The sequence below is a fragment of the Corynebacterium tuscaniense genome, from assembly GCF_008693065.1.
Classification (GTDB): domain Bacteria; phylum Actinomycetota; class Actinomycetes; order Mycobacteriales; family Mycobacteriaceae; genus Corynebacterium; species Corynebacterium tuscaniense.
Genome location: NZ_VXKH01000049.1, coordinates 1 through 13,472 on the forward strand (window position 1 = coordinate 1; position 13,472 = coordinate 13,472).

Sequence of the window (13,472 nt, forward strand, 5' to 3'; positions counted from 1 at the left end):
TCCATCAGCTTTGCGCTGATCTCGTTGACCCTCGATGGGTCATGGGCTTTCTTCGGTGACACCGTAGTCATTATCGGTGAAACTCCTTCTACGTCAGAGCCTCACACACAAAATTCCTGACACCCTCCAAATGCCACGGGAGGTACACGCGTCCACAGCGCCACAGGCCTGACCGGAGGAGCGCACAGCTTGCGCAACGCCGGGAACCATCTGGTCAATGACAGCCCGAGTAGCCTCCGGCACTTTGTCGCGCGGCCCCACGCCGGTGCCACCAACGGTGACCACCAAATCCACGCCACCCACAACAGCGGTTTCAATGACCTTGCGGATCTCGGATTTCTTCGATTTCACGCTGACCACGCCATCGACTTTGAAACCAATTTCCTGCAGGAGCTCGTAGACCAAACGATCCGAGCCTTCATCAATCGCCCCACCCTGCTTGTGGTCGCTGACAAGCACAGCGATCGCACACGGCTGTACCGGCAGTCCTTCTTCCGCCTCTGCAGCAAGGAGGACTTCCTCATCGGGCTCACTGATGTCAAGCGCGTCGAGTGTGTTGGACATGGCGGGCTCCTCGTTGTGGGTGCACCAGGTGTTACTGATGCACGTTTAATAGTTCTGATAGAGAAATCTACTCTGAACTTAAGGTCACATCTACCGTTCTGGTTTCTTCAGATCCAGCGGAACGAACAACCAGGGTGACAGTCTCCCCAAAATCGAACGAGCGCGTGGCAGCAACGAGGGCGTCAGAGGACTCAATCGGACGATCATTGATCCGCACGACAACATCCCCTTCCTTCAAACCTGCCTGCTCCGCGGGACTGTCCGGCTGAACCGCACTGATCAGTGCACCGTCAGAGACATGGCGGATGTCCACTTGCACTCCCATCATTGGTTGACGGGCCTGCCCTTCATTGATCAACTGATCAGCAACCCGGCGCGCAAAATTCGAAGGAATGGCAAAACCCAAACCGATAGAACCGCCCTCACCGGAGTTACTCTGTGAGAGCGAGGCGATCACAGAGTTCATGCCAATGAGGTGGCCATTCATGTCCACCAAAGGGCCACCTGAGTTACCGGGGTTGATAGCTGCGTCTGTTTGAATGCCGTCCATGAGGGAGCTCTCCCCCCTACCTTGGGCCGCGCGGACCGGGCGGTTGAGGGCGGAGACGATGCCCGTGGTCACTGTTGCGGACAAGCCAAGGGGTGATCCAACCGCCACGACGGACTGGCCTACCGCAAGCGAATCCGAATCACCGAATTGAATTACGGGTAGATCACTGACCCCCTCTATTTGAATCACAGCCACATCCGTGTTCACGTCCGAAGCAATGAAGGATGCCCGGTGTTTCGTCCCATCATTCAACGTGACCACGAGCTCTGCTTGGCCCGCCCCGGCTTCCGCTACCACGTGATGGTTCGTGAGCACCTTGCCATCGGCGGAGATAATGGAACCAGATCCTTCGGACATCACCCGCGAACCACTGATCAGTTCAATGGACACCACCGCCGGCAACACCGCGGCAGCGACCTGTTCAACCGAGCCTTCAGGCGCTGGTTCCTTGCGGGAAATCACTGGCGCTTCCAGCGCGTTCTGTTCATTGCTGGCACCAATAGAGGGTTGCTGTCGGTTGCCGGATCCCGCCAGCACTCCAGCGGTATATCCGGCTGCTGCACCACCCACTAAAGAAGTGGCCAGAGCGAGTGCCACGGCTGCCCCAACGCCAAGCCCTTTCTTCTGCTTTGGCGGGGCGGGAGGAAGATATGGCTGCTGCGGAGTGCCATACGGAAGGTTGTAGCCGTGGTAATCAGGTGAAGTCATGGTTGAAAATTGTCCTCCGCCTTGCTGTGTCGTCTCTTGTCCGCTTTCAGGGCTAAGCGTAGTACTTGCTGAACTCTTACTGTGAGGGCTCATCCGTTGGTCGGTTGCCCGGGAAAATGATGCGGATGCGGGTTCCCCCATCATCTGATTCATCGACGGAAATGGATGCGCCGTGGCGTTCCAACACCTGCCGTGTGATGGCAAGACCCAACCCTGAACCAGGCATAGCGCGTGATTCCGCTGCACGATAGAAACGCTCAAACACCTTCTCGCGCTCCTCGGGCGGGATGCCTGGCCCCGAGTCGTCGATAATCAGCACAGCACGACGCTGTGCGGCACGTAAACTCACACGCACAACGCCGCCCGGAGGCGACCATTTTGCGGCGTTGTCCAGCAGGTTCACGGGCGCCCGCGAAAGTGCCGGCACATCCGCGTTAATCACCCACGGATCAAGGCGCACACGGAATTCAACATCCGGACGGCGGCGCTTCACACGCTCAAGCGAGTCCGCAATGATCTCATCCAAGCGCGCCGGCTGAAGCTCCTGCTCCGGCGCGCCTTCGCGGGCAAGATCTACCAAATCACCGATGAGGGTGGACATCTCCTGCATCTGCGCAATGACATCGTTTTCAAGGTCCATCAAATCTTCCGACGACATCGTGCCCACCTGGCCTGTGCGGTGCAACATCATGAGCAACTCGATGTTGGTGCGCATTGATGTCAACGGCGTACGCAATTCATGGCCTGCATCAGCAACGAGCTGGGACTGACGCACGCGTGAATCATTCAGAGTTTCCATCATCTCGTTGATGGATTCAGTTAGGCGCCCGTACTCATCGTTACCAATTACCTCGATGGGTTCAATCTCTTCCGTCGACACCACGCCATCGATGGACCTCCTGAGACGCTCCAAGGGACGGACCGTTACCCGCGCAATGAGCAGACCCGTCAGCGTAGCGACAAACGTACCCAACCCCACGATGCCCATCAACGTGGCTGTAAGCCGGTTCTCCATCAAGGACAGCGTGCGCGAGCTACGCCCAAGAGCCACGGTCGCTTCGTCGGAGCGTAGGACAGACACCCACTCGCCTGTGAAATCAAGGTGCGACCAATCTGGTTCCTGCTCGGGTCCCGCCAACTTGTCAATCGGCAAGGCATCACCAATGAAAGGCTCGCGCAACCCCGGCGACACCGCTACAAGATAACCGGGATTATCCATGCGGAAGTGCGTAACCAGCTCCCCAATGCGCTGCTCGCGGAGATTTACCTCCAGGTCCTCTTTAGCATCCTCGACGTTGACCTCTGTACCGTCGATAATGTCCCGCGCCTGCCGCATAAGTGCAACTGTGCGGGCATCTAACTCAAGCAGTTCGTTTTGCTTGATTGTTCCGGACACCGCGAAGAAGGACAGCAATGCGGTCATGCCCACCGCGAATGCCACACCGGTGGCCGCAAATGCAGCTACGCGCGCGCGTAACGACGATTTAGGGTGCGCATCCACCCATCCGCCATTAGTTGTGCTGTAGCTACTCAGCGCCCTCAGGATCACGGGGCAGTCTCCCGTAGCACGTAGCCCACGCCACGCACGGTGTGAATGAGGCGGATTTCACCGCCTGCCTCAGTCTTACGGCGCAGGTATCCGATGTACACCTCAAGTGCATTGCCGGAGGATGGGAAATCATGGCCCCAGACTTCTTCCAGAATCCGCTGACGCGTCAGAACTTGGCGGGGGTTTTGCATAAGGAGTTGCAACAATGCGAACTCGGTACGAGTGAGGGAAATATGGCGGTCACCCCGACGAACATCACGGGTGGCCACATCAAGGTACAGATCCTGGAACTGAAGATCAGTGGCTGCACTGCCCGTCTGTGCAATCGCATCAGCCCGGGCGCGGCGCAGCAACGAGCGAACACGCGCGAGAAGCTCTTCCAAAGCAAAGGGTTTGGGCAGGTAATCATCCGCCCCAGCGTCCAACCCAGCCACGCGGTCGGAAACGCCGTCGCGCGCCGTAAGCATCAGAATCGGCCTGTCGTAACCGGTAGAGCGGAGCTCCCTGCACACACCCAGCCCGTCTAGCTTAGGCATCATCACATCAAGGATTGTCAGATCGGGCCGCTCCTGATTGATCACAGCGAGAGCTTCTACTCCATCGCGCGCTTGGAACACGTCATACCCATTGAATTGTAAAGAGCGACGGAGAGACTCACGTACCGCCTGCTCATCATCGACGACCAGAATTTTCATGCACCTATTATGACCATAGGCTCCAAAGAATCTTGTCTTTGTCCCCCCAAATCGTGTGAAAGTCCGTAAAAAACATAAAAAATAGCCGCCGGAAGTATTCCGGCGGCAACTAAACGCGTAGCGTGTTTAGAACTGCTCGACGTCGATCAGACCAGCCTGAGCTGCCTTGACCAGGCGACGCGGGATGCGCACGGTCTGGCCGTCGATCTTCACTTCCTGCAGAGCGGCATTGTCTGCCTTCCACTGCGAACGGCGGTGGTGCGTATTCGAGCGGGACTTACGAAACTTCGGGGTTGCCATGGTGTTTCTCCTCCTTTGACCGGATCAGTAGGCGGTTTTAGCTGTCGGACTTCTTCTTACGGCGGGCCATCCCACCAAAGCGGCGGTTGAACTTCTCAACACGGCCGGCGGTGTCCATGACACGCTGTGCGCCGGTCCAGAAGGGGTGCGACTCACTGGTCACATCAACGACGATGAGCGGGTACTCATTGCCGTCTTCCCACTGGGCAGTGCGGCCGGAGGTTGCGGTAGAACGGGTCAGGAACTGGTGGCCAGTACCTGCGTCCTGGAAGATCACCGGGTGGTAATCAGGGTGGATATCTTTTTTCATCTCTTCGTTTCCCTCAGGATTGATACTTCAGGTCGGTTCCATTGGTCATATTCATCCACTGGATCGTGCCTGAGTTGGGTGCGAATTGGACTCGGAACATGTTACAGGCGCTCAGCACAATAACGAAATTGCTTTGTCCTGCTTAGCCAATAACTCATAGACCATTCGGCTGAAACAATCTGACACGAAAAACAAACACCTCGACGAGGAACGCGCCGATAAACCATACGGAAGGAGACAACAAAAGCGATTATGAGATCACTAGCTCCACGTGTAGTGTTTACTCTCGCTGTTGTCGAAGTACACGTAAACGCTTTAGTCAACCGGCGACGTGTGGCGCCCTCGAGCTACCAGGCCAACCTCACTTTCAGGCCTTTTACCAGCAACGAGCGTGACGTCTACGTGCATCAAGGCGGTTAGCCACGACGCACACAATGTCTCCCTGACTTCAAAGCGGCTAGGAGAAAGAAGTAACCATGTCGGCACATTGCCAGGTCACGGGAAAGAAGCCGTCTTTCGGCAAAACCGTGTCCCACTCGCACCGCCGCCACTCGCGCCGTTGGAACCCCAACGTGCAGAAGCGGAAGTTTTACCTGCCCTCTGAGGGCCGCAACATCACGTTGAACGTATCCACGAAGGGGCTCAAGATCATTGACCGCGACGGCATCGAATCCGTCGTTGCAGCGATCCGCGCCCGAGGGGAGAAGATCTAGCTCATGGCACGCAATGACATTCGCCCCATCATCAAGCTGAAGTCCACTGCAGGCACCGGCTTTACGTACGTCACCCGTAAGAACAAGCGCAACAACCCGGACCGCATCACTTTGAAGAAGTATGACCCGGTTGTGCGTAAGCACGTTGAATTCCGCGAGGAGCGATAAGTATGGCGAAGAAGTCCAAGATCGCTAAGAACGAAAAGCGCAAGGAGATCGTCGCGCGTTACGCTGAGCGCCGTCAGGAGCTCAAGGCGATCATCCGTAACCCAGAGACGACCGACGAGGACCGTCTCGAGGCTCAGTTTGAGCTCAACCGCCAGCCACGCGATGCCTCCCCGGCTCGCGTCCGTAACCGCGACTCGCACGATGGCCGCCCCCGCGGCTACCTCCGCAAGTTCGGTCTGTCTCGTGTTCGTATGCGTGAGATGGCCCACCGCGGCGAGCTGCCGGGCGTCCGTAAGTCCTCGTGGTAATCAAGGGAGTCTGTAAACATGAAGCGCAATAACAACCGTAAGGCGCGGATGGAGCAGTCCCGCCGCCCGAAGAAGAACCCGCTCAAGGCCAAAGGCATCGAAGCTGTGGACTACAAGGACATTGAGACCTTGCGTCTGTTCATCTCCGATCGCCACAAGATCCGCTCGCGTCGCGTCACTGGCCTGACTCCGCAGCAGCAGCGCCAGGTCGCTACCGCTGTGAAGAACGCGCGTGAGATGGCTCTCCTGCCGTTCACCAGCCGCTAAATCGACTGGTTTTCGCCTAGAGCTTCGACAGTCTTCAGCGCCCCCTCCCCCAAGGAGGTGGGCGCTGAAGTGCTTTATGCTGGTCTGCGTCTACGTGAACCCCACCATTAGGTATCTTTGTTGAAATACTGCCCACCCTTAGATCACGCTTTTAGGAGGAGCGCATGGCACGAAGCGTTGGCCGCCCGCGGAAGTCATCACCGCGCCGCTCTGGCGGCACCGCGCGCGAAGAGATCCTCGACGCTTCAGCAGAACTGTTCACCAAACAGGGTTTTGCCACCACCTCCACCCATGAGATTGCCGATGCTGTAGGAATGCGGCAGGCGTCTTTGTACTACCACTTCCCTTCCAAGGCAGATATCTTCTTGGAATTGTTGAAGAGCACAATCGAGCCGTCGATAAGCTTGGCGGAGGATCTGGCGGCCTCCGATGCGACGCCGAGCCTGAAATTGTGGGCTCTCGTGGCGGCGCAGACGCGTATTCTGCTGTCCTCGAAGTGGAATATTGGCCGGCTGTATCAGCTACCCATTGCCATGTCGGAGGAGTTCACGGAGTACCACGAGCTGCGTGGCACGCTGGAGTCAATCTTCCGTTCCCTCGCCGCTGAGATAGTGGGCGATGATGATCCGCGTATTGATCTGCCTTTCCACATGTCTCTTGCTGCTGTGGAGTTGCGGGACAACACTGGTAAAGCCCCGTACCCGCTGGTAACAGATGCTTTGCCTTCCCCTTCGGTGGTTCTGGCGGATGCTGTTCTGGATGTTTTGCACACGCCTCTACCGGAGGATCGTGGCTACCGCACTATTGACCTACTGGAGAAGACCGCCCGTTAACAGTGCGCTGCCGGCGCTGTGTTCAGTGCCGGGCGAATAAGAGCAGCAAGTTGGCTCGCCATGGTTTGACCGCTGGCATAGGAGCCGTCTCCGCTGCGCACAGCAAGAGCGATAGCCACGTCCCGGCCCTCTTTATCTTGGACCAGCCCAAATTGGCGCACCTCATATCCCCCATTCAGCGCTGATGGGCCCCACCCGCCCTTGAAACGCGCAGCAGGAAACGTGCCCAGCCCATAGGACTGCCCTGCGGTGATCGATCCCATGAGTTCCAACACAGGCCCCGCCCCGTCTACACACCGCAAATGTGAGGCGAAACGTGCTTGCTCTGCCACTGTCCACTTGGTTTGGCCGAAGGGTGAGAACTCTGGCCGGATGTACTGGCGTTGTACCGTGATGGGCGCCCCACCTTGAGCAAGGACTTCCTCGACAGCCTCCGGGGTGGTGCTGTTCCACAACGTCATCGCTGCAGGGTTATCTGAAGTTTGAATGGCCAGAGCAGCCTGTTGTGCCAGCCCGGGATTCGTTTTAAGCGCCGCGATGGCGATGGGAACTTTGATCGTGGACCATGCAGCGAAGCCACCAGCATCGCCTGCACCATATTCTCCTATAGCACCAACGATGGAGACCTCTGCTACTCCCCCGTAAGCCTGCACCACCTCTGCTACGGACTTATCAAGAATAGCTTGTAATTCAGCCGATGGCTGTGGTGCAGATTCTTCGGAAGATAGCTGCATGGGTTCAAGGGGCGGCATCCCAATGCCTGGCTGCGGGAGACGCTGTTTCGTCGAACTGGTCACCGTCGGCCCAAAAGTGCACGACGACACGCAGGCCACAAGTCCGACCGCCGCCACGCACACGATGAGACGCCACACTAGTGGATCTTCACCACTGCGTTATTACCGCCCCGGCACACAACCTTGGAGCCTTCTTCACTGCACCGCATGGTATAGGACTTGCCGGTCACCGAGCTGTGCACGTCATGCAGCGTGATGTTTGGATCACCGTCATACTCAGTCCGGAACGCGTCATAGACCGCCTGCGCAAAGCTCTGGCTCGTGACGGAGGAACCCGGCTCAAACGACTTGTACTCCTTCTTCGGATTCTTCGTCTCAGTGGCATCGGTCGTCTTAGTCACCGTAGACTTCGAGCTCTTCGAGCTGGTGCCACTACCTGCGCTGCCAGTAGAGCCTTCCTCGGACTTCTGAACGGTCAGCGCAGGAGCCTCGGAAGAATCACCAGAATCATCCGACATCAGGTAGTACGCGCCGAAGCCGAGCAGACCAAGGAGTAACAGCCCCACGAGGCAGATCAGAACGATCAATCCAGTGTTGGATTTCTGCTGGGGCTGCTGCCAATACGAATCAGTCACGCTACGTCGTGTCCTTAAGTCTCCGCGGGATTCAGACTCTAGTGCGAGAAGTGGCGGGTACCAGTGAGGTACATGGTCACGCCGGCCTCATTGGCAGCTGCGATGACTTCCTCATCACGGATGGAACCACCCGGCTGAACCACGGCCTTGACACCAGCATCCGCGAGGATCTGGAAGCCATCAGCAAACGGGAAGAACGCATCGGAGGCAACCACTGCACCATTGGTGCGGTTACGGCCTTCATCGAGCGTGTTCGCACGATCAACAGCAAGTTTGGCCGAATCCACACGGTTGACCTGGCCCATGCCCACACCAACAGCAGCGCCATCGCTAGCAATGAGAATGGCATTGGACTTCACGCAACGGATCGCGTGCCAGGCGAACTCCAAGTCCTTCAGTGTTGCCTCATCGGCAGCCTCACCAGCGACGAGCTCCCAGTTCTCCGGTTTATCGCCCTCGGCCTGGTAGATGTCACGATCCTGGATGAGCGTGCCGCCGGAAATCTGCTTGATCTCCTTGCCTTCACGCTCCGGCTTCTCCGCAGTAAGGATACGCAGGTTCTTCTTGGTCTGCAGCAGCTCCAGCGCGTCATCAGCAAAGCTCGGCGCGATGATGACCTCAGTGAAGATCGGCTTGACCTGCTCCGCCATCTCCAGGGTGACCTCACGGTTGGAGGCAATCACACCGCCGTAAGCGCTGACTGGATCACAGGCATGCGCTTTCGCATGAGCCTGCGCGATGGAAATCTCTGACACCGCGATGCCACACGGGTTGGCGTGCTTGATCACAGCAACACACGGGCGCTCATGGTCCCAGGCCGCACGCCATGCCGCATCCGCGTCCTGGTAGTTGTTGTAGGACATTTCCTTACCACCGTGCTGCTTGGCGCCGGCCAGACCCGTGCCGTCGGAAATCAAGCTGGCGGACTGGTGTGGATTCTCGCCGTAACGCAGAGTCGTGGACTTATCGGTATTGCCCAGCTGCTCGGCGAACCAGGTGGACACCGCGGCGTCATAAAGCGCGGTATGCGTAAAAGCATCAGCGGCGAGCTGACGGCGCTGATCCTCGTCGAAGCCACCGGCCTTAACCGCCTCAATGACCTCGCCGTAACGCGAAGGATCCACAACCACGGCTACCGACGGGTGGTTCTTCGCCGCCGCACGCACCATGGACGGGCCGCCGATGTCAATCATCTCGACAACCTCATCAAAGCCCGCACCGGAAGCAACGGTGTCCTCGAACGGGTACAGATTCACCACGACGAGCTCGAAGGGCTCCACGCCGAGCTCTGCGATCTGCTTCGCGTGCTCTTCCTTGCGCAAATCCGCCAAAATACCGGCGTGCACGCGCGGGTGCAGCGTCTTCACACGGCCCTCCAACACCTCCGGGAAACCGGTGAGCTCAGCCACCTCCGTAACGTTTGCGCCCGCATCCTTGATGCGCTGCGCCGTCGATCCTGTAGAGACAATTTCAACACCGGCTTCTGCCAATGCTGCTGCAAGCTCTTCCAAGCCCGTCTTGTCATAGACGCTGATCAGTGCGCGCTTGATAGGTGTGCGGGTGCTCATGCGGTGAACTCAACCTTTCCAATAATGGTGCTGTTGGCGGTGTGTGCGTGCTTGAGCGTATCGACGATCAAAGCCCGCTCCACTTCCTTAATCCGTTCGTGCAACTCTTCCTCAGTTTCTCCCTCGCGCACATCCACTGCACGCTGGGCGATGATCTGACCTGTATCCACACCCGAATCGATGTAGTGAACCGTCGTCCCCGTGACTTTCACGCCATACGCCAAAGCATCACGCACAGCATGTGCACCAGGGAAAGCAGGCAACAGGGCCGGGTGAGTGTTAATCAAAGCGCCCTCGAAGCGCTCCAAAAACTCCTCCCCCACAATCTTCATAAACCCGGCGGACACAACCACGTCCGGATTCACGCTGGCAACGGTGTCCCTCAAGCGGACATTCCACTCATTCCGATCGCCGCCTAGCTGGACCACTTCCGTGCGAATACCAGCCTTCCGCGCACGATCAAGCGCCGGACATTCCACATCCGCAACAACAAGATCGACGCTATAGGTTCCACGGTTATCGATGATCGCCTGCAACAGCGTCCCCGAACCGGAAACCAAAACAGCTACAGAAATACACTCAGGGGCCAGTGAAGAGTCTGTCACGCCTACAGAGTCTAGCCCTTATCCTCCTGCAGCCCCGCTTCAGCGCTCTCCGAACTCTCAGCAGTCTCCTCCGGTTCAGCCTTTGGCTCCGGTTTAGGGGCAGGGGTGCCCTGGGGATCGCCCTCAATCATCTCTTCTTCCTCTACCCGCGGGCGAGTGAAGGAAGCAATGAGCCATGTGGCGCCTGCGATTCCACCGACCCATGCGGCGGCGGCAAGCATGAAGATCCATGGTGAGGGACCAATCCAGCCGTACGCGCCGACATTGCCGCCGGCAAGCAACCCGCTGACCAGCCCAAAAACCGCGGCCCATGCGGCGAAAAGGACAACGTCGAAACCGCCGAGGCGACGGCGAATGAAGAAGTGAATGATCACAGCCGCCGGAACGACGAGGAACACCGGCGCCCACACAGCAACATGACCAGGAATCGCAGCGAACAGTGGTATTGGTGGCAGTGGCGGTACGACTGCACCGAACAGGGAGACGGAACCTTCCGCAATTGATATAGGTGTGCCAAATAGAACAGCGAGCATTCCCACAGCAGCGTTGGGCAGATACAACACGCTCGCAAGAATGAGGCCGGCAACCCCGCTGAACCCCAAGGTGGGGTACGCATCGAGCAGCTCCCCGATTCGCGGTACACCGAATGCAAGCAAAACCAAGAAGACCACAGCACCCGCAGCAAGCAAGCGAAGCGCAAGATTAATCATTGCCCCGGTGATACCCACGAACTCAACGGGCACCCCAACGCGACGACAGAGTGCTGCCCACAGCTTGGCGTTCATTCCGCAGGCCATGCCCATGAGGTGAATGAACACCGGGATAAACAGGCCTTTATATACTGCAGGCGGCGTCACCGGAAAAACAGCCGACGCATCCGCAACCATGAGCCACGCGATAGCGGACAGGGTGAACGGAATCAGTATGACCAGGCCAGCGATGGCATAAAGGTCAAGAATGCTCACGCGATCCTTCGTGGCCGCGCGCACCCGCCACGCAATGAGCGCAACCACACCAACCGCGGGCAGCAGCGGAATCGCACCGAGCGTGACTCCATCAACAGTGACCGGCACACCGTGCACAACAAACCATGTCTCCGCAATTGCCGCCGGAAGCGCTGCCGGGCGGCCACCACTGAGCAGAATCGTGCCCAAACACAGCACCGCAATCCCCAGCACCAACACCACATTCGGCACACCAATGAAAGGAAGGTAGTGGCGAAGCCGCCCCTTCATCGTCGTGGGGACTTCAGGGGAAGCATCGGTGTGCGTGACTTCAGCACCATGCGTTATCCGCGGACGGCGGCGAGCAGAAGGCGATGTGCGCGAGGGCCTCGAAGGCGGACTGGACTTGTTACTCATCACAGCCAACTGTTCCACGACAACAAGCCCGGGTGCAGATGGGACACGGCCCCACAGCCCAGAAAGCACGAAGCACCCCCTAAAGCTCCACAACGGGCGAAGAGCTTTAGGGGGTGTGCGCTGAAGCTGTTGCCTCTCGGACGGAAAAGGATTTAGAACTTGATGCCACCCTTGGCAAAGTTGAAGATAACCAGCAGGAGAGCAGTGATACCGGTGCCCAGCAGAATGTTGAAGGTGGTTCCAAATGTCCAGCCATTAGTCTTGTCAGACTTCAGGGAAGAAGCCAGGGGGCCGAGAGCCTTAGCCTTATCCTCGCCCTCCTTGCCCTTAATGATGGACTCAATGATCTTGGTCCGGTCGCTTCCAGGTGCGATAGCATCGCCAATAACTTCCTTGTCATCCAGCTTGGAGGAGTTCTGCCCAGGAAGGTTGATCTCTGGTTTGCTACTTTCAGCAGCCTGCGCCGGAACGACGGCGAGGGAGAATGCAGTAGCAGCAGCGATTACAGCGGTGATGGTGCGCTTCATAATGAACATCCTGTCTCGTAGAAATACCGTGAGCATTATTGCAACACGGTTACATGCAGCAAACCTTTGGTGTCTCCAATACTTTGCCTTTGCAATCCAAATATCGAGTACGTCAAAGTCGGTGTTACATGTTTTGTAAAAATTGTCCGGAGGCCCCCTGTGTGGGGGTCGCACCAAAAATCACTACACGTGCAGCATGGGCCATCCACCGACAAAGAGACTGAACGCCCCCTTAGCATTTTCGGCAAAGAAACCCGAGATAACTGAAACCTCTGTGACGAATGTTAACTAGTGGGATTGCTTAATTGTTGCAGCAACTGGGTCGAGCCATGAGACACGAAAAATAAATTCTCCATAAGAGGTTGCTTAATGCCGTTGGTCTGACTAATGTTACGGCGAGTAGATAACAACTAGGTTACGATTACGGAACGTCCCGTTTACATTACGGACAAACACTCCACTGTTAACCGCCGTGACCGAATGACGATCTAACGAGGTTTTTGAGTTGAACTCTTCGCGCGCAAACCACACCGGTGGCAAGCACCGTAAGCCGAGCCCCAACAAGGGACGCATCGCCATGGTCGCCTTGACCACAGGCGCAGTCACCACCGGTGGCGCAGCCGTCGCCAGTGCTGCCAACGCCAATAGCCCGGCAGCCGTAGGGGACATCAACACAGACATCCCTAACATCGATCCTGCCTCCGTTCCGCAAATCCTAGCCATCAGCGAGTACAAGCCGATCGACAACCTCACTGAACAGCTGGGGAAGGCTGTTGAGTACAACAAGGAACGCATCGCCGCTGACCTGGCCGCCCGCGCTCCCCTCGTTGTAAAGCCCGCTGAAGGCGCCTACACCTCCGGCTTCGGAGCGCGCTGGGGGTCGTTCCACAAGGGGGTCGACATCGCCAACGCTATTGGCACCCCAATCCTGGCCGTCTCTGACGGCGTTGTGATCGACGCTGGCCCGGCAAGTGGCTACGGCAACTGGGTCCGCATCCGCCACGAGGACGGCACCGTCACCGTGTACGGCCACATGGAGACCGTTGAGTGCTCCGTCGGCCAGCCCGTCCGCGCCGG

General features: G+C 57.7%; 17 protein-coding genes and 1 pseudogene. 6 read left to right on the forward strand and 12 right to left on the reverse strand.

The genetic code is table 11. The features are described 5' to 3' along the window. Nucleotides 1-114: 114 nt before the first annotated feature. From F4V54_RS08390 to F4V54_RS08415, 6 genes and pseudogenes are all read right to left on the reverse strand, one after another. A pseudogene (locus tag F4V54_RS08390) lies at nucleotides 115-564 on the reverse strand (molybdopterin-binding protein); the annotation flags it as partial. A gap of 67 nt (nucleotides 565-631) precedes the next feature. Further along, entirely contained in the window at nucleotides 632-1,963 is a 1,332-nt protein-coding gene (locus F4V54_RS08395) for a S1C family serine protease (protein ID WP_376997587.1), read from the reverse strand. Then, nucleotides 1,899-3,323: a HAMP domain-containing sensor histidine kinase gene (locus tag F4V54_RS08400; RefSeq protein WP_052092809.1), complete on the reverse strand. Its 1,425-nt coding sequence runs from the start codon at nucleotides 3,321-3,323 to the stop codon at nucleotides 1,899-1,901. Before F4V54_RS08400 ends, F4V54_RS08395 begins: the two co-directional genes overlap by 65 nt. A 44-nt stretch (nucleotides 3,324-3,367) precedes the next feature. Next, nucleotides 3,368-4,066, reverse strand: a complete 699-nt coding sequence (locus tag F4V54_RS08405) for a response regulator transcription factor (RefSeq protein WP_034664004.1) — start codon at nucleotides 4,064-4,066, stop codon at nucleotides 3,368-3,370. Between the two features lie 126 nt (nucleotides 4,067-4,192). Further along, a complete protein-coding gene (gene rpmF / locus F4V54_RS08410; protein ID WP_034664006.1) occupies nucleotides 4,193-4,366 on the reverse strand; it encodes a 50S ribosomal protein L32 in 174 nt (57 codons plus the stop codon). A gap of 37 nt (nucleotides 4,367-4,403) precedes the next feature. Then, nucleotides 4,404-4,676 (reverse strand): type B 50S ribosomal protein L31, encoded by a 273-nt coding sequence (locus F4V54_RS08415; RefSeq protein WP_034664008.1) that lies wholly within the window; start codon nucleotides 4,674-4,676, stop codon nucleotides 4,404-4,406. A gap of 476 nt (nucleotides 4,677-5,152) precedes the next feature. Between F4V54_RS08415 and rpmB the strand changes: the two genes are divergently transcribed. The 5 genes from rpmB (at nucleotide 5,153) to F4V54_RS08440 (ending at nucleotide 6,965) form a co-directional block, all read left to right on the forward strand. Further along, nucleotides 5,153-5,389 (forward strand): 50S ribosomal protein L28, encoded by a 237-nt coding sequence (gene rpmB, locus F4V54_RS08420; RefSeq protein WP_034664010.1) that lies wholly within the window; start codon nucleotides 5,153-5,155, stop codon nucleotides 5,387-5,389. A gap of 3 nt (nucleotides 5,390-5,392) precedes the next feature. Continuing rightward, nucleotides 5,393-5,557 (forward strand): 50S ribosomal protein L33, encoded by a 165-nt coding sequence (gene rpmG, locus F4V54_RS08425; RefSeq protein ID WP_006841072.1) that lies wholly within the window; start codon nucleotides 5,393-5,395, stop codon nucleotides 5,555-5,557. Nucleotides 5,558-5,559: 2 nt separating this feature from the next. Continuing rightward, the gene (rpsN, locus tag F4V54_RS08430) at nucleotides 5,560-5,865 is read left to right on the forward strand and encodes a 30S ribosomal protein S14 (protein ID WP_034664014.1); all 306 of its coding nucleotides are present in this window, start codon (nucleotides 5,560-5,562) and stop codon (nucleotides 5,863-5,865) included. Nucleotides 5,866-5,883: 18 nt separating this feature from the next. Continuing rightward, complete coding sequence (gene rpsR, locus F4V54_RS08435) at nucleotides 5,884-6,132, forward strand: 30S ribosomal protein S18 (RefSeq protein ID WP_005291360.1); 249 nt, start codon at nucleotides 5,884-5,886, stop codon at nucleotides 6,130-6,132. Nucleotides 6,133-6,296: 164 nt separating this feature from the next. Next, complete coding sequence (locus F4V54_RS08440) at nucleotides 6,297-6,965, forward strand: TetR/AcrR family transcriptional regulator (RefSeq protein WP_102724434.1); 669 nt, start codon at nucleotides 6,297-6,299, stop codon at nucleotides 6,963-6,965. Here the strand turns inward: F4V54_RS08440 and F4V54_RS08445 are convergent. The 6 genes from F4V54_RS08445 to F4V54_RS08470 form a co-directional block, all read right to left on the reverse strand. Beyond that, nucleotides 6,962-7,837, reverse strand: coding sequence for a serine hydrolase (locus F4V54_RS08445; protein ID WP_249041266.1), 876 nt, complete (start codon nucleotides 7,835-7,837; stop codon nucleotides 6,962-6,964). The two genes, F4V54_RS08440 and F4V54_RS08445, sit on opposite strands and share 4 nt — an antisense overlap. After that, nucleotides 7,837-8,334: a hypothetical protein gene (locus F4V54_RS08450; protein ID WP_150386852.1), complete on the reverse strand. Its 498-nt coding sequence runs from the start codon at nucleotides 8,332-8,334 to the stop codon at nucleotides 7,837-7,839. Before F4V54_RS08450 ends, F4V54_RS08445 begins: the two co-directional genes overlap by 1 nt. 38 nt (nucleotides 8,335-8,372) lie before the next feature. Continuing rightward, nucleotides 8,373-9,902 carry a bifunctional phosphoribosylaminoimidazolecarboxamide formyltransferase/IMP cyclohydrolase gene (gene purH / locus F4V54_RS08455; protein WP_102724436.1) on the reverse strand — a complete coding sequence of 510 codons (1,530 nt, stop codon included), beginning with the start codon at nucleotides 9,900-9,902 and terminating at the stop codon, nucleotides 8,373-8,375. Beyond that, nucleotides 9,899-10,507, reverse strand: coding sequence for a phosphoribosylglycinamide formyltransferase (gene purN, locus F4V54_RS08460; RefSeq protein WP_102724437.1), 609 nt, complete (start codon nucleotides 10,505-10,507; stop codon nucleotides 9,899-9,901). Before purN ends, purH begins: the two co-directional genes overlap by 4 nt. Nucleotides 10,508-10,518: 11 nt before the next feature. Then, the gene (locus F4V54_RS08465) at nucleotides 10,519-11,868 is read right to left on the reverse strand and encodes a cell division protein PerM (protein WP_146014984.1); all 1,350 of its coding nucleotides are present in this window, start codon (nucleotides 11,866-11,868) and stop codon (nucleotides 10,519-10,521) included. Between the two features lie 152 nt (nucleotides 11,869-12,020). After that, the gene (locus F4V54_RS08470) at nucleotides 12,021-12,395 is read right to left on the reverse strand and encodes a hypothetical protein (protein ID WP_102724439.1); all 375 of its coding nucleotides are present in this window, start codon (nucleotides 12,393-12,395) and stop codon (nucleotides 12,021-12,023) included. A 577-nt stretch (nucleotides 12,396-12,972) separates the two neighbouring features. Between F4V54_RS08470 and F4V54_RS08475 the strand changes: the two genes are divergently transcribed. Continuing rightward, a partial coding sequence (locus F4V54_RS08475) for a M23 family metallopeptidase (protein WP_150386853.1) occupies nucleotides 12,973-13,472 on the forward strand: 500 nt, incomplete at its 3' end.